Source organism: Carnobacterium iners (assembly GCF_900177385.1).
GTDB lineage: Bacteria > Bacillota > Bacilli > Lactobacillales > Carnobacteriaceae > Carnobacterium_A > Carnobacterium_A iners.
In genome coordinates, this window is record NZ_FXBJ01000002.1 from 1,187,430 (window position 1) to 1,209,671 (window position 22,242).

At 35.4% G+C, this 22,242-nt stretch carries 22 protein-coding genes and 1 pseudogene; 17 read left to right on the forward strand and 6 right to left on the reverse strand.

What is annotated here, in order from left to right:
- The first annotated feature begins 19 nt into the window (after window positions 1-19).
- From B9Y54_RS05820 to B9Y54_RS05875, 12 genes are all read left to right on the forward strand, one after another.
- On the forward strand, window positions 20-409 hold the full coding sequence (locus B9Y54_RS05820; RefSeq protein ID WP_234987841.1) for a flagellar biosynthetic protein FliO: 390 nt from the start codon (window positions 20-22) through the stop codon (window positions 407-409).
- A complete protein-coding gene (fliP, locus tag B9Y54_RS05825) occupies window positions 406-1,164 on the forward strand; it encodes a flagellar type III secretion system pore protein FliP (RefSeq protein WP_085559391.1) in 759 nt (252 codons plus the stop codon). The genes B9Y54_RS05820 and fliP overlap by 4 nt, the downstream gene beginning before the upstream one ends.
- Before the next feature lie 9 nt (window positions 1,165-1,173).
- Window positions 1,174-1,437 carry a flagellar biosynthesis protein FliQ gene (gene fliQ, locus B9Y54_RS05830; protein ID WP_085559392.1) on the forward strand — a complete coding sequence of 88 codons (264 nt, stop codon included), beginning with the start codon at window positions 1,174-1,176 and terminating at the stop codon, window positions 1,435-1,437.
- Window positions 1,434-2,210, forward strand: a complete 777-nt coding sequence (gene fliR / locus B9Y54_RS05835) for a flagellar biosynthetic protein FliR (protein ID WP_234987843.1) — start codon at window positions 1,434-1,436, stop codon at window positions 2,208-2,210. Before fliQ ends, fliR begins: the two co-directional genes overlap by 4 nt.
- A gap of 11 nt (window positions 2,211-2,221) precedes the next feature.
- Window positions 2,222-3,289: a flagellar biosynthesis protein FlhB gene (gene flhB / locus B9Y54_RS05840; RefSeq protein ID WP_085559393.1), complete on the forward strand. Its 1,068-nt coding sequence runs from the start codon at window positions 2,222-2,224 to the stop codon at window positions 3,287-3,289.
- Window positions 3,290-3,319: 30 nt separating this feature from the next.
- A complete protein-coding gene (flhA, locus tag B9Y54_RS05845) occupies window positions 3,320-5,401 on the forward strand; it encodes a flagellar biosynthesis protein FlhA (protein WP_085559394.1) in 2,082 nt (693 codons plus the stop codon).
- A gap of 55 nt (window positions 5,402-5,456) precedes the next feature.
- On the forward strand, window positions 5,457-6,173 hold the full coding sequence (locus B9Y54_RS05850; RefSeq protein ID WP_085559395.1) for a sigma-70 family RNA polymerase sigma factor: 717 nt from the start codon (window positions 5,457-5,459) through the stop codon (window positions 6,171-6,173).
- Window positions 6,166-6,924, forward strand: coding sequence for a flagellar hook-basal body protein (locus B9Y54_RS05855; protein WP_085559396.1), 759 nt, complete (start codon window positions 6,166-6,168; stop codon window positions 6,922-6,924). The genes B9Y54_RS05850 and B9Y54_RS05855 overlap by 8 nt, the downstream gene beginning before the upstream one ends.
- Window positions 6,925-6,937: 13 nt before the next feature.
- Window positions 6,938-7,693: a flagellar hook-basal body protein gene (locus tag B9Y54_RS05860; protein ID WP_234987845.1), complete on the forward strand. Its 756-nt coding sequence runs from the start codon at window positions 6,938-6,940 to the stop codon at window positions 7,691-7,693.
- Window positions 7,694-7,829: 136 nt separating this feature from the next.
- Window positions 7,830-8,546: a cell division ATP-binding protein FtsE gene (gene ftsE / locus B9Y54_RS05865; protein ID WP_090004984.1), complete on the forward strand. Its 717-nt coding sequence runs from the start codon at window positions 7,830-7,832 to the stop codon at window positions 8,544-8,546.
- Between the two features lie 248 nt (window positions 8,547-8,794).
- A complete protein-coding gene (locus B9Y54_RS05870; protein ID WP_085559398.1) occupies window positions 8,795-10,501 on the forward strand; it encodes a methyl-accepting chemotaxis protein in 1,707 nt (568 codons plus the stop codon).
- A gap of 130 nt (window positions 10,502-10,631) precedes the next feature.
- Window positions 10,632-11,078, forward strand: coding sequence for an ASCH domain-containing protein (locus B9Y54_RS05875; protein ID WP_085559399.1), 447 nt, complete (start codon window positions 10,632-10,634; stop codon window positions 11,076-11,078).
- On the opposite strand, the gene B9Y54_RS05880 is transcribed toward B9Y54_RS05875, so the two are convergent.
- The 4 genes and pseudogenes from B9Y54_RS05880 to B9Y54_RS05900 form a co-directional block, all read right to left on the reverse strand.
- Window positions 11,075-11,536 (reverse strand): YaiI/YqxD family protein, encoded by a 462-nt coding sequence (locus tag B9Y54_RS05880; protein WP_085559400.1) that lies wholly within the window; start codon window positions 11,534-11,536, stop codon window positions 11,075-11,077. The genes B9Y54_RS05875 and B9Y54_RS05880 overlap by 4 nt on opposite strands.
- Window positions 11,537-11,723: 187 nt before the next feature.
- Window positions 11,724-12,326 carry a 50S ribosomal protein L25 gene (locus B9Y54_RS05885; RefSeq protein WP_085559401.1) on the reverse strand — a complete coding sequence of 201 codons (603 nt, stop codon included), beginning with the start codon at window positions 12,324-12,326 and terminating at the stop codon, window positions 11,724-11,726.
- Between the two features lie 307 nt (window positions 12,327-12,633).
- Window positions 12,634-14,019 (reverse strand): annotated as a pseudogene (locus tag B9Y54_RS12755) (ISLre2 family transposase).
- A 110-nt stretch (window positions 14,020-14,129) separates the two neighbouring features.
- The gene (locus B9Y54_RS05900) at window positions 14,130-15,320 is read right to left on the reverse strand and encodes an acetyl-CoA C-acetyltransferase (RefSeq protein ID WP_085559404.1); all 1,191 of its coding nucleotides are present in this window, start codon (window positions 15,318-15,320) and stop codon (window positions 14,130-14,132) included.
- Between the two features lie 304 nt (window positions 15,321-15,624).
- Here B9Y54_RS05900 and B9Y54_RS05905 point away from each other — a divergent pair, with 304 nt between their 5' ends.
- Entirely contained in the window at window positions 15,625-16,806 is a 1,182-nt protein-coding gene (locus B9Y54_RS05905) for a hydroxymethylglutaryl-CoA synthase (RefSeq protein ID WP_085559405.1), read from the forward strand.
- Window positions 16,807-16,872: 66 nt separating this feature from the next.
- Here B9Y54_RS05905 and B9Y54_RS05910 read toward each other — a convergent pair whose 3' ends face one another.
- Complete coding sequence (locus tag B9Y54_RS05910) at window positions 16,873-17,784, reverse strand: aldo/keto reductase (protein ID WP_085559406.1); 912 nt, start codon at window positions 17,782-17,784, stop codon at window positions 16,873-16,875.
- A gap of 325 nt (window positions 17,785-18,109) precedes the next feature.
- Here B9Y54_RS05910 and B9Y54_RS05915 point away from each other — a divergent pair, with 325 nt between their 5' ends.
- From B9Y54_RS05915 to B9Y54_RS05925, 3 genes are all read left to right on the forward strand, one after another.
- The gene (locus B9Y54_RS05915; RefSeq protein WP_085559407.1) at window positions 18,110-18,910 is read left to right on the forward strand and encodes a TrmB family transcriptional regulator; all 801 of its coding nucleotides are present in this window, start codon (window positions 18,110-18,112) and stop codon (window positions 18,908-18,910) included.
- 22 nt (window positions 18,911-18,932) lie between these two features.
- Complete coding sequence (locus B9Y54_RS05920) at window positions 18,933-19,820, forward strand: sulfite exporter TauE/SafE family protein (protein WP_085560522.1); 888 nt, start codon at window positions 18,933-18,935, stop codon at window positions 19,818-19,820.
- 67 nt (window positions 19,821-19,887) lie between these two features.
- Window positions 19,888-20,880 (forward strand): ornithine cyclodeaminase family protein, encoded by a 993-nt coding sequence (locus B9Y54_RS05925; protein ID WP_085559408.1) that lies wholly within the window; start codon window positions 19,888-19,890, stop codon window positions 20,878-20,880.
- Between the two features lie 71 nt (window positions 20,881-20,951).
- Here the strand turns inward: B9Y54_RS05925 and B9Y54_RS05930 are convergent, their stop codons facing one another.
- Window positions 20,952-21,536: a general stress protein gene (locus B9Y54_RS05930; protein ID WP_085559409.1), complete on the reverse strand. Its 585-nt coding sequence runs from the start codon at window positions 21,534-21,536 to the stop codon at window positions 20,952-20,954.
- A gap of 202 nt (window positions 21,537-21,738) precedes the next feature.
- Between B9Y54_RS05930 and B9Y54_RS05935 the strand changes: the two genes are divergently transcribed.
- Window positions 21,739-22,212: a Dps family protein gene (locus B9Y54_RS05935; RefSeq protein ID WP_085559410.1), complete on the forward strand. Its 474-nt coding sequence runs from the start codon at window positions 21,739-21,741 to the stop codon at window positions 22,210-22,212.
- The last annotated feature ends 30 nt before the right edge of the window (window positions 22,213-22,242 follow it).

Here is a 22,242-nt window from a genome sequence, read left to right on the forward strand (position 1 = left end):
AGTGAAAGGAAGCTGAAACATGGGATTGGGTGTAGGTTCAGGGTACGTGGTTAAAAGTATTTTAGCATTAGTTGTGATTATATTTATTGCCAACTATAGTTTGAAATATTTAAATACTTTTATGACAAAAAAAGGAAAAGCGATCCGTATTATTGAAAGAACAGCAATTAATAAAAGCTCATCTATTTGTATTGTAGAAATAGCGGGCACTTATTATGTCATGAGTTTTACGGAGACGCGTAATGAAATCCTTAGAGAGTTAACAGGATCTGAAAAGGAAGCTGTTATTCAGTCTCAAGAATTGGAAGAAAGTAACCAAGAATCGCCTGATTTATTTAAGGGTAAGCCTACCCAGGTGTTTAAAGAGCTTCAAACATGGTATCAAAATTTTTATGAAAAGAGGAAATAAACTTGAAGAAAAAAGTACTATTCAGTTTGTGCTTTATCCTCTTTTTACTCATCTTTAGTTTTCCACAAACAGTTTCAGCAGAAAGTCTGATTGATGGCTTAACTGATGCGATTGAAAACCAATCTGATGGAACGTCAGATGTTGTGAAATTATATGTGCTGATGGGTTTACTTAGTTTGGCACCAACGTTTTTAATACTGACTACGAGTTTTACGCGAATTATCGTTGTGCTATCTTTTGTAAGAAGTTCATTAGGAACACAGCAAAATCCGCCTAACTTAGTCTTAACGGGCATTGCATTATTCTTGACGTTTTTTATTATGCAGCCGATTTATACGCAAGTAGCAGATGAGGCCTTAATGCCATACTTGAATGAAGAAATATCTGGCCAAGAAGCATTTGGAAAAGCGGAAGTGCCGTTAAAAGATTTTATGTATAGACAAACAAGAGATGAAGACATCAAATTATTCTTAGATATATCTGAAACGAAAAAACCAGATAATTTAAATGATTTGCCTTTAACGATTGTGATTCCAGCATTTGCGATTAGTGAATTGCGAACAGCTTTCAGTATTGGATTTTTAATTTTCATTCCTTTTTTAGTCATTGATATTGTTGTAGCCAGCATATTGATGTCAATGGGGATGTTCATGTTATCTCCGGTTATGATTTCGATGCCGTTTAAGCTGTTGTTGTTCGTCCTAGTTGACGGTTGGTATTTAGTCATCGAATCACTTGTTACAGGTTTTCAATAGGGGTGTAAAATGACAATAGTAAAAGTTTTAGACATTATCAGAGAAGCATTTACGACCATGATTGTTGTTGCTGGACCAGTATTAATCATTGCCCTTGTAGTGGGATTGTTAATCAGTATCTTACAAGCAACCACGCAATTACAAGAACAAACACTTAGTTTTGTTCCTAAAATATTAGCTGTAGTTGTTTCGTTAATCGTTTTTGGTAACTTTATGTTAAATGCTTTGATTGGGTTTACCCAAAAAATATTCGAAATGATTGCTATGTTGTGATCGAGTGGATTACGGGTCTTCAAGTTCAAACGTCACTTTTAATTCTAATGAGAATATCAGCCTTTTTCATGATTAGTCCAGGGTTTTCTATGAAAGGACTGCCTAATTTAGTTAAAATTGGTTTATCTGCTGGATTAACAATCGCAGCTTATCCAGTAACTCAAGCTTTATCATCACAAGTAACCATGCAGGTTTTTGCAGTTTTGGCAATAAAAGAAGTCTTATTGGGATTAGCTATTGGTTTTATTACAAAGTTAATCTTCTCCGCAATTGAGATGGCTGGTAACTTTGTCGATTTCCAAGTTGGTTTTCAAATGGGAGCTGTATTTGACCCAGCATTAGGTGTGAGCTCTTCCTATTACGGGAAAATTTATTACTGGATGTCGATTTGTATTTTCTTTATAACAGATTTACATCACTTAGTATTAAAAACCGTCATAAAAACATTCCAGTCTGTTCCAATAGAAAGTACAAATTTAGGTGGGTTCGGCGTTGAAGGAATGGTAAAATTGTATTCAATCGTTTTTGAAGCAGCCATCAATTTGGCTGCTCCGTTAACGATTGTGGCATTGTTTACCGAGGTAGTATTGGGATTGATTTCGCGAACGGTTCCCCAAATCAATGTGTTGATTTTAGGAATGCCATTGAAAATTATTGTGAGTTTCATTTTTATTTTATTATTATTACCAATGATATCAAGCAATATTCAAGATATATTGCCTATGATGACGAAATACATCAATGAATTTATCCAGTCGTTGCCGACAGCGTGAGGTGAGAAAAGATGGCAGAAAAAGATGGCAAAACAGAAAAACCCAGTCCTAAGAAGTTTAAAGACGCAAGAAAAAAAGGGGAAATTGCTAAAAGCCAAGATTTAACTTCTGCTATCACCTTTATCGTTTTTACCGGTGCTTCGGCATTTTTAGGACCATACATATTAAAGCAAGGATTTTTATACTTAAGAGTTTACTTATCAGAAGGACTGTTAGTCTCTGGAATGGAAAACAGTTTAGGCAACATCGGTATGAAAGCCATTATGTTTACTCTCGTATTAGCGGGGCCTTTTCTGGCTATTGGTTTTATTGCATCACTGTTAGCAAGCATGCTACAAACAGGTTTTCTATTTACAACTACGGCTATAAAATTTGATATTAAAAAAATAAATCCAGTTAGTGGATTTAAGAACATGTTTAGTAAAAAAACACTGTTTGCTTTGTTAAAAAATATTATGAAGCTTGGTTTAGTTTTTTGGATGTCATACTTGATGATTTCATCTTCGATAAACCACGTGATAAACTCAAGTAATGTTGGTACTGAGAAATTATTCTTCTTAGTTATGGAATTAGTTAAAAGCTTAGGTGTCCAATTAGGAATAGTATTGTTGGTATTAGGTATCGCAGATTACCTTTACCAAATCTATGATTACCGCAATGGGTTGAAGATGTCTAAACAAGAATTAAAAGATGAGTACAAGGAAAGTGAAGGAGATCCACAGATTAAAGGTAAGCGTAAGCAATTCCACAGACAGATGACCAGTGGTTCATTGATGGATGTGGAAACAGCGACAGCGGTCATCACAAACCCGACTCACCTGGCCATCGCTATTCGTTACGAAAAAGGAAAAGATGAAGTACCGATTATTGTTGCTAAAGGAGCCGACCATCAAGCAGCTAAAATTAGAGAACGAGCAAAAGAATCGAATGTTCCTATTATAGAAAATAAACCAGTTGCTAGGGCGATGTATAAATCGATTGAAGTGGGACAGCCTGTTCCAGTAGATATGTATCAAGCGATTGCTGAAATTTTAGCCTTGGTTTATCAAATGGAACAAATGAATAAACGCAAAATTTAAAATTGCTTTAGAAGATGAGGAGTCGAAGAGATGTTAACTGCTTTTACGGGAAAATTTGGAAAACTAACAGAATCATTAGATGTCTTAATAGCCTTTTTTGTAGTCGCTATTTTAGGAATGATTATTATTCCACTGCCATCTTTTTTATTGGATTTTATGTTGGTTGTCAATATTGCATTATCCATTACTATATTACTATTGACTCTTTTTTCTAAAAGCGTATTAGAGTTTTCAACCTTTCCAACCTTATTACTAATCACCACCATGTTCAGGTTAGCACTAAATATTTCTTCTACTCGACTAATCCTAACAGTCGGTGAAGCTGGATCGGTTATTGATACCTTTGCCAATTTCGTAGCAGGAAACAATATTGTAGTCGGAGCAGTTATCTTTATCATCATTGTTATCATTCAATTGATGGTTGTTACAAATGGTGCAAGTCGTGTATCAGAAGTATCGGCGCGTTTTACGTTAGATGCCATGCCAGGAAAACAAATGTCCATTGATGCCGATTTAAACTCAGGTTTAATTGACGAAGATACGGCTAAAAAAAGACGGTCAGATTTAGAACGAGAAACACAGTTTTTCGGAGCAATGGACGGAGCGAGTAAGTTTGTTAAGGGTGATGCCATAGCTGGTATCATTATTACAGTGATCAACTTAATCGGTGGAATTGTCATTCATACTGTCCAAAGTGATATGGGTTTTTTGGAAGCATTGAACCAATTTGGAAAACTAACAATTGGTGATGGACTAGTAAGTCAGATTCCTTCCTTATTAATTTCAGTTGCTTCTGGTATTTTAGTAACACGTTCAGGAAGCAGTACAGGTTTTGGTACTGTAGTAGGTAAAGAGCTGTTTAGTTCACCTAAAGTGATGATGATGTTGGCCTCTATTTTAATATTATTTGCTATCATACCTGGTTTTCCTACCCTTCCATTTTTAGTGTTGGGTTTAGCAGCAGGTGTTAGTGGTTACTTGACTATGGAGAATGAAAAAAAGCAACAAGCAGAAGATAAAACAGATGAAATGAAAAGCCAAACAGCCTTACGTACAAGGCAAGAAAAAAATGAAGAAGAGTCCATCACTTCGTTTCAAGTTGATCCGATTTCAGTTGAGATTGGTTATGGTTTGATTCCGATTGCAGATGAGACAAAGGACAATAACTTGATGGATCACATTTCCATTATTCGCAAACAAAGTTCTCACGAGCTAGGGATTCTCCTTAGTCCGATTCGTATTCGTGATAATCTGCAGCTAAAAGCAAACGATTATCTCATCAAAATAAAAGGAAACACAGTAGCAAAAGGAGAACTTTTCTTAGATAAATTCTTAATTGTCGATCCGGGTGAAACGGATTTTGATTTTGATGGTATTTTAACAAAAGAACCAGCATTTGGTTTAGATGCGATGTGGGTAAACGAATCAGATAAAGAAGCCGCAGATTTAAGAGGATATACGGTTGTTGAACCCTTAACTGTTTTAGTTACGCACTTAAAAGAAACGCTTTATAAATCAAGTTACGAATTATTGGGTAGACAAGAAGTCAAACAACTTTTAGAAGGCATTAAAGATAAATACGGTGTTGTGATTGATGAATTAATTCCAGATATTTTACGACTAGGCGAAGTTCAAAAAGTGCTGCAGAATTTATTAAAAGAAAATATCCCTATCAACGATTTAGTGACCATCTTAGAAACATTAGCAGATTATGGGAATACAACAAAAGAAGCAGAGTTGCTAACAGAGTATGTGCGCCAATCATTGAGTAGAACAGTAGTTAAGCCACACTTAGATGATAATGGAGTATTGCAAGTTGTGACGATACTGCCAGATACAGAAGAAATGATTAGTCGAAGCATTCAAAAATCTTCCGCCGGTTCAATTCCAGTTCTTCAGCCAGAAATGGTGACAAAACTGTTTGACAGTATCACAGCGACTCATAATCAATTGGTTATGAGAGGGGTTCCGCATGTTTTATTGTCTTCACCTAAAATTAGGCCCGCTTTGAAAAATCTGATTTCATACAATTTTCCTGATTTAGCAGTGTTATCGTTAAATGAAGTTCCTAATGATGTAGTGATTGAAAGCGTTGGAATGATAGAAAGTTAAGACAACCCAACAAAAAAATAGATTCATCAAATTTTCTAGATGAGGGGGAAAGCAGATGTATTATGAAAACAATCGGGAAAAAGAAATCATAAAATACCTGCCCTTAGTGGAAAAGGTGGTAAATGGGCTGAAAATTAAACGCAGTGAGTATGATCATAATGATTTGTACAATATCGGTGTGATTGGTTTAATGGATGCTCTTGAAAAGTTTGATAAATCAAAAAAAGTGCCTTTTGAAGGCTATGCTTACATCAGAATCAAAGGAACGATTATTGATGAAGTCAGAAAAACAGCACCTGTTTCAAGAACACGCATGACTCGCTTAAATGAATATTACCGTGCGAAAGAAAATCTTGAGAAATCAATGATGCGAACGCCGACAGAAATAGAAGTTTGTCAGGAATTGGCTATTACTGAAAAGCAGTTATCTAAAATACATGAAACCGTTCATCAGCTAGCTTCTGTTTCTTTAGAAAAAGCTATGTTTAGTGATGATGGCAATGAAAATGAATTGATTAATTTTTTAGAAGATAAACAAGTAGAAGATACCCAGGATATTCTTACCAACAAAGAGCGTCAAGGATTGTTAACAGAACATATCACTCAGTTATCTGAGAGAGAACAAATTGTTTTGAATATGTACTATGTTGATGAACTATCTTTAAAAGAAATTGCGTACGTTTTTGATATATCTGTGCCACGTGTTTCACAAATTCATGGAAAAATAATAGTGAAACTAAGAGAGTCGATGAGGAGAGAATACGATGATTAGAAGTATAGATACGCTTAGCCGGAATTTTAATGTTTTACAAAAAAGGCAAGAAAATATCAGTGCGAATGTTGCTAATATAAACACAGCAGGATATAAGTCACAGGAATTGATTCAAAGTACACTGGCTTCTAAGACAATGGTTAATCATCTAGGAGGTCCTAAATTGAACCAACAACAAAACCTAGGTGGTTTTAGTTTCGGCAATCAACTAGATGAAGTTTTCAAGAACTTTGAACCAGGTGGATTGAAAGGAACATCTTCTCAAACAGATTTTGCTCTAAGTGGAAATGGCTTTTTTACATTAGCTGGAGATGATGGACAAACGTACTACACAAAAAATGGTCAGTTTTTAGCAAACGATAACGGGGAACTCGTCAATCAGGATGGACACCGTGTGATGGGTAAAGATGCAAGTGGTCAACCAACTCCTATCCAGATGAATGCAACTGACTTTTCAGTAAATAGTTCAGGAATGATTAATGGTACAGCATTGCAGCTCTTGTTAACTGAATTTGAAAACCCAGCCACTCTAAATAGTATGGGTGGCACATTGTATACAGGGCAAGGTGGAACGATAATGAATGGTGAAATGACAGTCTTTCAAGGAATGATAGAGACGTCAAACGTTAAAACAGTTGATGAAATCACTAATTTAATGCTTGTTTCTAGAGAATTTGGAGCCAATCAAAAAGTGCTAAGTGTAGCTGATGAAACGTTAAAAAAATCAGTCAATGAAATTGGAAGAGTCTAGGAGGAAAAAGAAGTTGAGTATACCTTTAAGTATCAGTAAAAGTGGGTTAAATGCTATTCAAACATCGATGGATGCTCTATCAAATGACATTGCTAATGTGAATACAACCGGCTATAAATCAAAAAATATCCGCTTCAATGAATTATTGAAAAATGATATGAAGGGTGGAAACATCCTGTTATCCGATCAAGCGCAAAATGGCGCAATTAATAGAGGGACAAAAAGTGGTTATACCACTATGAATCATGCGCAAGGGTCGCTAATTTCTGATACTAATCCGTATCATTTAGCTATTGAAGGCAATGGTTTTTTTGGAGTAACCGATACAAATAATCAATTCTATTTAACTCGCGATGGCGCTTTTCAACTGAACGGCGATAAGTCTATTACTAACGGAAATGGCGATCGTTTAGCAATTGAAGCGGCTATCCCAGTTGAACAATGGCCTGAAGGAGACGTTAGTATTTCTGAAACTGGTGACGTTCGTATTCAATCAGCTAACGGAAATACACTCGTTGGAAAAATATCTTTGTTTAACCCTGCTAACACAGATGCAATGGTTTCAGTAGGAGAAAATAAGTTCAGTTATATTGGTGATTTTGTTGAACAAGATGGCTTAATTCAGCAGCATTATTTAGAGGCTTCTAACACAGATTTAGCTACGGCTATTACAGATATGATGTTAGCCCAACGCTCGTATTCTTTGAATATGAAAGTAGCACAAGGAACAGATGAAATGATGTCAGTCATTAACCAATTCAAACAATAGACCGAAATTTTTATTGCTAAAATAATAAGCATAATAGTACATTTAGTGACATGTCTCCTTAGGCAAACGCATTTACGATGTTAGGTTGACTCAAAATGAGTCAGGAAAGAATTTGAGGGTAGATAGGTGATGAAGCATGATTAAGATGGAAAATGTAGGAAAAACCTATCCTAAAGGAGTAAAAGCACTTCGGGATATGTCGGTATCGATTGAAGCTGGAGAATTTGTCTATATCATTGGAGCAAGTGGTTCTGGAAAATCGACTTTTGCAAAGCTAATTATCCGAGAAGAGAAAATGACTAAAGGGAAAATGACTGTTTGTGGATTTGATTTAGCAAAAATAAAAAGTAAAGACATTCCTAAATTAAGACGCCAAATAGGGGTAGTCTTCCAAGATTATCGGTTATTGAAAAATCGTACGGTTTTTGAAAATATTTCTTATGCATTAGAAGTAATCGGAACAAATCCTGAAGAGATAAAAGCCCGTGTAATAGAAGTGTTGATTCAAGTTGAACTTGAAGATAAAGCTGATCAAAAACCTACAGAATTATCTGGTGGAGAACAACAAAGAGTGGGAATTGCACGAGCAATCGCTAACAAACCTAAAGTTCTTATTGCAGATGAGCCGACTGGAAATTTAGACCCTAAAACAGCTCTAGAAATTATGCGTTTGTTTTACCGTATTAATTTAACGGGTACGACCATTATTATGGTCACCCATAACCTTGCTATTGTAAATAAAGTACACAATCGTGTAATCGAGATTAAGAATGGTGCACTTGTTGACGATAAATGTAAAAATAATGGAAGCTTGCAATATGATTATAGTTCAGGGGATTATATCTTTATTTAACTTTTATAGTTGTATTTGAAAATACTGAGACAATTGTCTTAGTATTTTTTCTTTTGCTATAAAGTTTTAATTAAATAGACCGATATAAAAAATGAGATGAAAATAGAAGGCAGGTGTCTGACAAGTTTGAATAGAGTACAAATCAGTTTTTAAAAAGCTAGCTTGTATTAATTTTTAAACTGTACATAAGTAAAAGTAAGACAACATGACAGGATTAAACTAAACTAATGAAAAAGAGGATTAAAAAAATGAAAAAAAGAAAAGAAAAAAAAGATAGAATTACAAGCTTAAATACAAAAATACTGGCAGGATTTGCTGTAATAGTTGTGTTAATCATGATGCAAAGTATGTACAATGTGATTTCTTTAAACGATGTAAATAAGTCAGTGGAAACCGTTATGGAAAAAGAACTAAAACTTTTAATTACCAATAATGCATTATTAGTAGATGTTCATAAGCGGACAAGTTTGGTACGTGGATTTTTATTATATGAAGATGAAGCTTACCGCACACAATTTAATGAAGAATTAGCAGGTGCGATAGCACTAGAAAATACAGCTCTTGAGACGAGTGACGCACCTGAAATGAAAAAACTCATTGGTAGAAAAATTTCTTTAGGAAATTTGACGGATGAAACTTTCGAAGCGTATGATAATGGGGAAAAATCTAAAGCTGAAGATATTATGAATCTCCAAGCTAAAGCATTGGAACAAGAATTAGAAAAGGGCTTTTCGGATTTATCGACTTATCGAGAAAAAAGAATTCAAGATTTAGGTCAAGAAATTATAGCAAACGGCAAAACAATGAGAAACTCTGGGATTATTGTGACGATTATTGTGGCAGTATTTTCTGCAATCATTGCTTATATTACCTCAAGAAACATCACAAGACCAATTAAACTTGTTATGAAACAAATGAAAGAAATCTCAGATGGTAACTTAAAAGTTGAGCCATTAACGGTAGCAACTAAAGATGAGACCGGCCAATTATCCGAATCAATGAATGTTATGCAAAATGTATTAAAAGAGATGATTCACAATCTTTCAGTTGCTTCGGAAACATTGACAGCTAACAGTGAAGAGTTAACGCAGTCAGCGTTTGAAGTAAAAGCTGGCTCAGAACAAGTAGCAACAACGATGCAAGAACTAGCTACAGGTTCAGAAACACAAGCTAATACAGCGAGCAGCCTATCGATTGTAATGGGTAATTTTACTAAAAAAGTTCAAGATACAAACAAAAGAGGAGACCAAATTAATAAAACGTCTCAACAAGTTTTAGAAATGACCAATCAAGGTGCAGAATTGATGGAATCTTCTACTCAGCAAATGCAAAAAATTGATCGAATTGTCCAAGATACGGTTGAAAAAATGGGAACATTGGATAACCAAACAAAAGAAATATCCGATTTAGTTTCCATTATTCAAACCGTTGCAGATCAGACAAACTTATTGGCTCTAAACGCAGCAATCGAAGCGGCAAGAGCGGGAGAACATGGTAGAGGATTTGCAGTTGTTGCAGACGAGGTTAGAAAACTAGCCGAACAAGTTGCGGTCTCCATTGCAGATATTACTGGATTCGTAAATACTATTCAAAAAGAATCAAAAAATGTAAGAGAATCTTTACAAATAGGTTATACAGAAGTTGAAGAAGGTACAGCACAAATTAAAACAACCGGAAAAACGTTTAATAAAATTAGTAAGTCGGTCACAAGTATGGTCAGTGAAATTCAACAAATTTCTAATAATCTAGAAAGTATAGCAGTCAATAGTGAAATTATGGGAAGTTCGATTGAAGAGATTGCCGCTGTTTCTGAAGAATCAGCTGCTGGAGTAGAAGAAACGTCTGCTGCTACACAACAAATTAGTAGTTCGATGGAAGAAGTATCTGGAAATTCAGAACACTTAGCTGCATTAGCAGAAAATTTAAGTCAAATGGTCAATAAGTTTAAACTATAAAAAAACCCATCAACTGATGACAAGAGAGGAATCCATCTTGTGTAATCAGTTGATGGTTTTTTTGATAGATAGAGACGTTTATACTATAATACAATGAAGACAAAACTCACTAGAAAGAAGGTATAAGAAAATGAATGAAAAACAACTTTGGAAAGAATTTATTGAGAAATACCCAGAATATAAGAATGAAAAATATGTAGTTTGGCAATATGGTGTTGTGCCTGACGAACTAGCTAACTTAACAAAGCAAGAAATAAAAACAGCTACTTCTTCAGCCTATGACATATATGCTTTAGAAGGAGAAGCTCTGCCCGAAATTGGCGAATGGAATATAATAATGGACAGTAAGGTCCAAGCCATTTGTATTACGCGAACGACGAAGGTCTATATTGTACCTTACAATGAAGTGACAAGTGATCATGCCTTTAAAGAAGGAGAAGGTGATCGCTCCTTAACGTATTGGAGAGCGGTTCATAAAGACTTCTACTCTAAAGAGTACGTAGAAAATAGGTTAGTATTCAGTGAAAAAATACCTGTTGTTTGTGAAGAGTTCAAATTAATGTATAAGGAAGACTAATTAACTGAAAGGATATCAGTAAGAAGCTGGCGGAACGTCGAACGATTTTCTTCTGTAAAAGGTTTAGGTCCTTTCGTTCGCTTGCCACTTTTACGAACCATTGCACTTAGATACCGATCTTGTAATAAGCGGTCAATATTATCTGAAGTATAACGATACCCACTATGGTGTATTACAATAGCTCCTTTTGCTAGCGCTAATGAAGCTAATCCGTAATCTTGTGTTACAAGTAAATCATCTTTCTTTAGTAGACGCATGATACGGTAATCAGCTGCCTCGGCACCCGTATCTACATAGATTGTTTCAACTCCGAAGGGCTGTTCTTTAGTTGAAAAATGAGAAATACTGGTTACTAAGATAATAGGAATTTGTTTAGCTATTCCTTCTGAGATAATGATATCTTTTACAGGGCAAGCATCTGCATCAATATAAATAGCTTTTGGTTGGGTTGCATTCATTAGCGGTAATCCTTTCTGTTGTTAAATAGTCTATTTAAAAATAGTCTAGGTTTATTTTACAAGAAATAAACGAGACGTGCAAAAAATGATAAGAATGACAAGATAATAGAACAGATAGGTAAATTAAAAAAAGATATCCCCAACAAAACGCTTTTTGCTGGGGATAACTTTTGTAGTTGAAGGTAAATTATTCTTCTTTTTCACCAATAACTTCTGGTTCAGCAGCTTCTTCAGTTGTCTCTTCTTCAAGAGCAGCTGGTTGCGCTACGATTACAACTGTTTCGTCTTGCTCATCAAAAACAGTAACAGATTTGTCTACGATAATATCTGCAACAGTCATAGAATCACCGATGGTTAGTTTGCTAACATCAAGAACATATTCGGTAGGAATATTATCCGGAGTTGTTTCAATTTCTAATTCATTTAATGTTTGTGAGACCATACCTAATTTAACTTTCTCAGTTCCTTCAAGAACAATAGGAACAGTAACTGTTAATTTTTGTCCTTTTTCAATTGCTTGAAGTTCTACATCTAAAATTTGAATTTTTATAGCAGAGCTTTGGTAATGCTTGATGATAACTTGTTTAGGCTTTTCGCCTTCAACAACAACATCAAAAATACCGTTTTTCCCTAATTTTTTTAATACCTCAATAAAATCTTTTTCATTAAATAGGATTGAAGTAGCGTCTCCGCCCTTGTTGTATACAACAGCTGGAATATCATGTTCTTTTCTATACCTCTTAGCTGAAGCCGTTCCAACTTCTGATCTTAATTCTGCGTTTACTTTCATAAATCTTTCCCCTTTCGTATTAGCTTAGTATAGTTGCTTTACACAATTCGTCTGAATCTAAAAAAAGAAAAGATCGAAAACTAAGCATTGAAATTATCTTCACTAACCATTATACCAGAGATAGATAGAAGGTCCAAACGAAATGATTTTAATGATAGTGTCAACTTATTGTTGGAAAAAAATAATGATACCTGGTTAAAGTAGTTTACTCCGTTTATGCAATGCCTACCGCACTTCGTTTGCTTCATCTGATAAATAAGTAAAAGAAAATTTCTTTTACTTATTTATCAGATCCATTTGAAAACCTTTATTTTCCTCGTAAACCTTTTAATACAATACTTAATGGTGTTTTTTTACTTTGCGTCAATGCAGGAAGATTACCAGATACACTTTGGAATTGTTGGCCATATTTTCGATTGACTCGTTTATCTAATTTTTCAATCGTTGTTCGATGAGTACAATCTTTTCTTTCCTTTTCTAGACCCTCTTTTATATCGCCTCCATTAAGCGTATAAGCTCTTAGCTTGGCAATGTGTTCCGCGCCTGTTAGGCTCCAACCTAAGGGCCTAGAACTTAATCGTGCAGATAGAACATGGCTCACGTGACCTTCGGCACTGCATCCAAAATAATCTAGATTCTTTTGATTTTGAATAGCCGTCCAGTGTCTAAAAATATACCTTTTAGACTCTAATAAAGCAATCCTTTCAGAATCGTTTAACTCATCATCTAATCGTGTTTGATAAAATAAGTGAAGGAGATCTTTTTGACCTTTTACTATCCATCCGTAGAGGATGGAAAACCACTCTTGGTGACCCACGCAGGCTTTTTTAATGTACTTTATTAAATGGAAACTATCTAGGATAAATGTACTATTTGGAATGATTTTAGCTCCTGCTTTAATCCAGGGAGCGCCATCTCCAGAAAGATAAATGTGTTTTACTTTCTCTAAATCATACGCTTCATCAAGATAGTCTAACACTGAGAACCATCATTCTTCATTATTTGGGTAAAGCCCAGTAAAGTAACGTTTCCCTTCCAATTCTATTCGCTTAGCTGTACCAACCACTTGTTTGCGACCTTCATAAACATACACAAGTTTCATAAACCGATTTTTACCATCTTGATAGGCAACGTGGTCTTCATCTGCTTCAATATATAAAACATCCACTATTTTTTTCTGTGAAGGAATAGCGACCTCAGTAGGTTCTAATAGATGTTTATGAACGACGTTCATGACGGATGTGCGGCTACGAATAGAAATAGTTTTAAAACTATCGATTGTTTTTTGATAGGATAAATCTTTCACTCTTTCTAAAATCTCAGCTTCTAATCCTAAGTCCATACGACTATGAGGAGCTAAGTCTAAATGATCGTCTACTAGATAGGTAAACTGACCACTTTGTTTATTTTTATAGTACGTCCGTTTTAGGACGACGTCTCCCATAGTAGTAGAAAGTCGTTTCTCATCATTCTTCCGTTGAACATGCCAGGCTTCTTTTCTTCCTGGATAGTGTTTTAGAGAATCATCTAAGTTTTCAATGAAGTCTTCTACTAAAGCAATACCAATTTGATTCATCGATTCTTGGACGTCAGAAATAAGATTATGGAAAGCCAATTCTTTCTTTTGTGTTAAATCTAAATTTTTTACCATTGTTTCACTGATTTTTTCAACTGCATACTGTATAATGTCCATTAAGGAACAACTCCTGTTCTATGTTTTTAGTGGTAAAAACAGTTTAACACAGGAGTTGTTTCTTTTTTTTAGTTTCCAACAATTATTTTACACTAACGATTTTAATTTATTTATCCCAATTGATTGTTTTCAATAACCATAGCTATGCCTATACCGCCACCTACGCATAAAGAAGCAAGCCCAAAGCGGGCTTTATTTTTTAATAGCTCATGAATTAAGCTAACGACAATTCTAGACCCTGATGCGCCAATGGGGTGACCCAGTGCTATTGCGCCACCGTTCACATTAACTTTTTCTGGATTTAACTTCAAATCGTTAATAACAGCAACACTTTGAGCAGAGAAAGCTTCATTTAGTTCAATTAAATCAATATCTGCTAAGGATAACGTTGTTTTTTTCAAAACGTTTTTTATTGCATAATAGGGGGCATATCCCATTATTGCAGGATCGACACCAACTTCTGCGTAGCCTTTAATGGTTGCTAAATAAGGCAGACTCAGTTGCTTAGCTAATGATTTTTTCATTAAGACAAGCGCTGCGGCCCCATCATTGATTCCAGATGAATTCCCAGCAGTAACCGTACCACCTTCTTTAAAAGCCGGTTTTAGATTGGCTAAACTGTCTAAAGTCGTTGATACCCGAATAAATTCATCTTCACTAAATAGTCCTTCTTTACCTTTTATTCCCTTAACAGGCACAGGGACAATTTCTTTTGTGAATTTGCCCTCTTTTTGTGCAGTCGTAGCTCTCATTTGGGATTCAAATGCAAATTGGTCTTGCTCAAATCTTGAAATACCATATTGTTCTGCAACGGTCTCAGCCGTTAGTCCCATAGGTAATTGGCTGAAAGCATCTGAAAGACCATCTCGCATAACGCTATCTGTCATCGTATCATCGCCAGCTTTTTTCCCCCAGCGATGGGAGGCCAAAAGATAAGGAGCTTGAGACATATTTTCAGTACCGCCAACGACTATCACATCAGCATCGCCTAATTGAATCGCTTGACTACCGAGAATGATGGCTTTTAAGCCAGAACCACAGACTTCATTGACGGTCATACCTGGAGTAACAAATGGGATCCCTGCATGAACGGCAATTTGACGGGCAGGATTTTGACCCGAACCTGCTTGTAAAACGTTACCAAAAATAACTTGATCAACTTGATCAGGAGCAATAGCTGCTCGTTTAAGAGCTTCTTTTGTAACAATCGTTCCTAGTTCAACAGCAGAAACAGAGTTCAAACTGCCTCCGAACTTTCCGATTGGAGTTCTTGCGGCACTAACAATAACGACTTCTTCCAATAGATACAACTCCTTTATGATAATTGGGTCACTAGTCTTTATAAGGCCCTTATTCCTCCTTATTGTACGCCATTATTTTTAATATGACACTTTAAGTTTTTATAAAATTCCTAAGATTTTTTTAAAAAAATAGGATAGAATATTAAGGTTATCTTTAATTTAGTACTCTCATCTTGTTTTTTGAATTATTGTGTACTATTCTTTAAATGGGCTATCAAGTTTAACGAGTGTAATGTATCTGTTGGTATAGGATCAATGTAAAGTAAGTTTCATTTAGGATAGCTGATTATTGGAGGAGATTTTTTTGAAAATAGGGATTGATAAAATTGGGTTTTATGTGCCAAATTTATATGTGGATATGCGTGAGTTAGCGACTGCTAGAGGAATAGAACCAGACAAATTAACAATTGGAATTGGACAAGAAAAGATGGCTGTTGCGCCTTTTACTCAAGATACAGTGACATTAGCGGCAAATGCGGCATTAAATTTATTAGACGAAGCAGATAAAAAAGCGATTGATTTGATTATTTTTGGAACAGAATCAGGGATAGATCAATCTAAATCTGCTGCTGTTTATGTTCATGAATTAGTAGGATTAGCTTCAGCTGCACGTTCTTTTGAAATCAAACAAGCCTGTTATGGAGCGACAGCAGGAATTCAAATGGCTAAAGGTCATATTGCATTAAATCCAGATAGTAAAGTGCTGGTTTTAGCTTCAGACATTGCTCGCTATGGCCTGAATTCTCCGGGGGAATCAACACAAGGGGCCGGTGCAGTTGCGCTAGTGATTAGTGCAGATCCTAAAATAATGGTGCTAGAAGATAAAAGTGCCTATCATACGTTAGATATTATGGATTTCTGGCGTCCTTCTTACTCAGATACGGCATTTGTTGATGGAAAATTTTCAAATGAACAATACATCTTGTTTTTTGAAACCGTCTGGAAACAATACCGAGCTAAAAGTGGTTTAGCTTTTAAAGATTTTGAAGCACTGTGTTTCCATGTACCGTATACTAAAATGGGACTTAAGGCTTTAAAACCAACTTTACAAGCAGAAGGAACAAAAGAAGACCAAGAACGGATACTAGAAAATTATCAAAAAAGCATTCAATACAATAAAGTAGTCGGCAATATCTATACGGGTTCATTGTACTTAAGTTTGCTTTCTCTTTTAGAGCAAACAGCCGGACTGGAAGCAGGCTCGAGAATTGGATTATTTAGTTACGGCTCAGGTGCGGTAGGAGAATTCTTTACCGGAATCTTGCAACCGGATTACCAAAATCATTTAAATAGTACCCAACATAAAAATCATTTATCAGCAAGAAGAAAAATTAGTGTTGAAGAATACGAATCTATCTTTAGACAAGAGTTGCCGATTGATGGTTCTACTATCGAATTAGATACGAGTAAAGATTTAGCCCCCATTTGTTTAGTCGGTATGACTGAAAATAAAAGACAATACGTAAACAAACAGCGTATGGCCTAATAATCAACTCAAAAAAGTAGTGAGACAGTAAGTGTCTCACTACTTTTTTGGTTTGTGGATACTTTTTTAAGGAACTGGGTTTCCAGCAGAGCGGTAAAGTTCATACCATTCTTCGCGCGTTAACTGGACATCAGAGGCTAAGACAGATTGTTTCAAACGCTCAGGTGTCATTGTTCCAACAATCGTTTGGATATGGGCAGGATGACGTAAAATCCATGCAATAGCTGCACCCGAAGGGTCAAGTCCATATCTTTCGCCGATTTCTTTTAGTTTATTATTTACTTCTGGGAAATTCGGATTATCGATGAAAACTTCTCCACCGGCTTTAACAGGTGACCAAGCTTGGATTGTCATTTTATTGAGACGACTATAATCAAGAATACTGCCATCACGGTTGATGCTGTTGTTGTCTTTTGTATTGACATTGATACCCGCATCGATCATTCCAGTATGCATTAAGCTGAGTTGCAATTGATTGGCAATCAATTCTTGCTCAACACTTTGTTTTAATAACTCAATTTGCATTGGATTATGGTTGCTTACGCCAAAATGACGAACTTTCCCATTTTTTTCCAAAATAGAAAAAGCTTCTGCTACTTGGTCAGGTTCCATCAATGCATCAGGACGATGCAATAATAGAACATCTAAATAATCTGTTTTCAACCGACTTAGACTTTCATCAACAGAATTAAGGATGTAGTCGGTTGAGTAATCGTAAAATCCTTTTCGTATAGCTGTTTTGCTTTGGATAATCACCTTTTCTCGAGCAGACGATTTTAAGTCAATCGTTTTTGAAAAAATTTCTTCTGACTTACCACCGCCATAGATATCCGCGTGATCAAAAAAGTTTACGCCTAAATCTAAAGCGTTGTCCACAACGGCTGTTGCTTCTTTTGCGGATAGACCAGCCATCGTCATACAGCCTAATCCAATATTGGAAACCATTAAGTCACTTGTTCCTAATGCTATTTTTTTCATTCCATCATGCTCCTCTTATGTTCAATCTACTTAACAATAAGTAGTATACCTCTTATCAGTTTAACATGGAAACGAATACAGGTAAAACACAATTTGTTTGCCAACATTGTGTTTTACCGATCAAATAATAAAGTAAATCTAAATATAATCTGAGGAAACCTATCGATGCAAGTAATAAGTTGGAATAACGAATAAAAAATTAGATAAATTATTCACAAATAGATTGACAGAGAAATAATTTAGGATTATAGTAGTTACTAAAGGTAGCTACTAAATAAACAAGAGCAAATAAGTGAAAATAATCACTTGATAAAGGGGGAGAAAAATGAATTCAGTAATAGCTGTTATGAAGGATTATCAATTTTCAGAATACGAAACACTCGTTTATATTGCCTTATTAAAAAAATCTAGCCAAACAGGTTATGAAGTAAGCAAGAATTCAAGTGTTCCTCGCTCGAAAGTATACAATACGCTAAATGTGTTGTTAAAAAAAGGAATTGTTATTTGCAGCAACACAGACCCAGTGCTTTATATGGCTCAGCCAGTTGAAAAGGTGATTGAACAATTAAAGAAGAAAACACAAAGTGATTTTGATGAAATTGAAAAGAGTTTAGGCAGTATTGAAGAAACAGAAATAACAGAAACGTTATGGAATTTTTCAGAATACAATCAAGTCATTGAAAAAATAAATGAATTAATTGAAAGTTCAAAAAAAGATTTGTACTTACAAGTTTGGGAAGAAGATTTAACAACAGAGATGGTAGAATTGCTTACTAAAGCAGAAAAACGCTTAGAGAACTTTATCGTTATTTTATTCAGTCAAGCACATCGGTATGAGCTACCATTTACACGTTTTTATAAACATGGGTTTGAAGAAGATAAATTAAAAGATTATGGCAGTCGCTGGATTAGTCTGGTGGCAGATTCAAAAGAAGTGGTTTATGGGACATTGCCAACAGATCAGCCAGATGTTATTTGGACAAGAAATCATTCGATGGTTAAGTTAGCTAAAGAATACATTATCCATGATGCGTATAATTTGCGCATGATTAAGCAACTAGAAGACCCGGCAAAAAAAGTATTTGGAAAAGATTTAATGGATGTTAGAAATATTTATAAAAACTAAAAAATTGTTGGAGGAAACTATCATGACCACGGTATTATTATCTTTAATTGTAATTGTGAACTTATTTTTTGTACTCTCTTTTGTGAAAGATTTAATAAAGCATAAAAGTGAAATCATGACCGAACCAGCTACTACGTTGGCACTTCCATTTACTTCATTCTTCATGTTTTTGCTTTCTACTTTTGGCATCTCCGATTTTGCCATCGGAACAGTTTTATATCGAAAATTAAAATGGGTTCCTTTAAAAAAACTACCAGGAACACTTAATGCACAGTGTGTTATTCCAGTAGCAGCAATGGCTCTTTCTTATATCACCTCAATTGATGTAGGGGTGAAGACATTAGCGGTTTGTATTATCAGTCAAGTTATTGGAGCTTATGTAGGACCACGGTTTGTCGTAAAATTACCAGAAAAAACGATCAAACAATTTGTTTCTATTGGCCTAACTGTTGCAGCTGTCTTAATTCTAGCCGGAAAATTCAATTTGATTCCTTCTAACGGAACAGCAACTGAATTATATGGCTTTAAATTAGTAACAGCAGGTATATTATTATTCGCTTATGGCGCATTAAACAATATCGGTATTGGCTCATATGCTTTAACAATGGCAACCGTTTATGCTTTGGGTATGAACCCAGCAGCAGCTTTTCCTATTATGATGGGAGCCTGTACATTCTCTGTTCCGATTGGAAGTATGCAATTTGTTAAATTTGGTGAGTATAGCCGTAAAATCACATTATTCGCTTCAACATTTGGTGTCTTAGGTGTATTAACAGCCGTTTACTTTGTTAAATCATTAAACGTTGATATGCTTCAGTGGTTGGTTATCGCTGTATTACTTTACACCGCAATCAGTATGATTTTAGAAATGCGCAAAGCAAAAATGAGTTTAGTAAATAGCGTTAACTAAAAAAATAAAGTTTAAGAAGCTGTCGTTAAAAGGCAACTAAAATGAGTTTCATGAAGGAGAGAAAAGAATGATTGTATTAACGAAAGAAGAAATGCAAACTGTTTTTACAATGGAGGAAGCTATTCAAGCAGATAAAGAAGCTTTACGCCTTTTCTCACAGGGGAAAAGCACGGTTCCATTACGTACGAATATTGATGTTCCTGAACATGGTGGCCAAAGCTTATATATGCCAGCTTATGTTGCTGGCGACAACCAAGCTTTAGGAGTCAAGATTGTCTCGATTTACCCAGGTAATATTGCAAAGAACTTACCAAGTGTTCCAGCAACCATGGTTTTATTAAATGCCGAAACGGGAATAGCAGAAGCGATGATGGATGGCACTTATTTAACACAATTGCGTACTGGAGCTGTTCAAGGAGCGGCAACAGATGTTTTAGCTCGTAAAGATGCTAAAATCGCTGCTTTAATCGGTACAGGTGGACAAGCTATTTCTCAACTAGAAGCGATGTTGACGGTTCGTTCATTAGACGAAGTCAGAATAGTAGATATCGACAAAGAACGGTGTGAACAATTTGTTAAAGAGATGTCAGAACAATTTGCTCATTTTAATACGCAATTAATTGTAGTAGACAATTCAGAAGCAGCTGTTAAAGGCGCAGATATTATTACTTCTGTGACAACATCTAAACGTGCAACATTCTCTGGCGAACACGTAAAAAAGGGTGCTCATATTAATGGTGTTGGAGCGTACACTCCTGAAATGCATGAGTTACCAAGTGAAATTATTGTCCGTGCAGATAAAGTTATTTTCGACACAATGGAAGGTGTTCTAGCAGAAGCGGGGGACATCATTACTCCGTTAAACGAAGGATTAGTAGAAAGAAGTCAGTACCAAGGAGACCTTGGTGAAGTGATGTTAGGTAAAATTTTAGGTCGTGAAAATGAAGAAGAAATAACCGTCTTTAAAACGGTTGGAACAGCCGTATTGGATGTTGTGACAGCAAGAAAAATTCTTGCAAAAGCTAAAAAACTTGGAGTTGGAACACAAATTGCCTTATAAAAAATGGGGATAACACCTAAAAAAACAACTAGTGAGAAAACTCAACTAGTTGGTTTTTTAGGTAGTGTTTTCTATTCTCGAGCATCCGTATCTTGGTTTGTTCCAGGTGACAAGGGCATACTTGGGTTATCAATAGGATGTTCTCCACCAAATGTCCCGTCTGTTTTTTTAACTGGAATACCGTCAACGGTTAAACTTTTCTTTTTATCATTCGATTGAGGAATATCAGCATGCGCAGCTGAATATTCTCCTACGTTTGATAGGATATCCTCATTTTCTAAATCAGCATCAGTCGTATAAATTAAGTCATCGGTTTGATTTGACTGTGAGGATTCTTCGATTAAGATAACGAACCCACCATTTTTGACGGCTTTATTGTAACGTTCGGTGATGGATGGATCCAAATTATATTTGCCAAGCGGATTTTCTAAATCGCCATCTGTAAAAATATCTCTCGTTCGATCCCAAATAGACTGGTGGTGAGCTTGAGTTACTGGATCGATATCAGCAATGGTTAAACTCTCAATTCGACCTTTGTTTTCCTTGTATGTGACAACAGTAATATCAGCGGGTGCATAACCTGCCACTAACAAGTGTTCTACTCCTGCCGCAGCTTCTTCAACGGATTGGTAAGCATATTTAAAAATTTTTGACATTACAATTCCTCCTCGTTTAATGTTATTCCTACTATTAGCGTAACAAATAAAGAAAGGGTTTCCAAATAAAAAGCCTTTAAAGTAGAAGAGACTAGTTAATGAGTGAATAAAGGAAACAGATAATTGGACATTTTCATTTCTTTTATTTATACTTATTATAAAGTGATAAGCACTTTAATACGATTGTAGGAGGAAAAGAAACATGTCAAAAACGAATACCGAAGTACAAACGGCACTGAATAACTTGGTGGCAACTCATAGAGTTTTTACTAGTAAATTATATCAGCATCATTTTTATGTACAAGGAACTCACTTCTTTACACTACATGAAAAATTTGAAGAGTTATACAACGAAGCAACAGAGCATTTTGATGAGTTAGCTGAACGTTTACTAGCATTAGGTGGTAAACCTTATTCAACGTTACAAGAATTTTTAGATCATTCTATTATTAAAGAAAAACCTTATACAGAAAAAATATCAGATACAGATATGGTAAGTTCAGTAGTAGCTGATTTTCGTATAATGAGAGAAGAATTAGCGAAAGCGATTAAACTAACGGGTCAATCAGGGGATGATGTGACACAAGATATGTTAATTGGCTATAAAACTGAAATAGACAAACACATCTGGATGTTCCAAGCTTTCCTTGGAAATAATCCTTTAGATGGTGAATAAAGAGTCATTTTTCAAGGGGAAACACCAAAT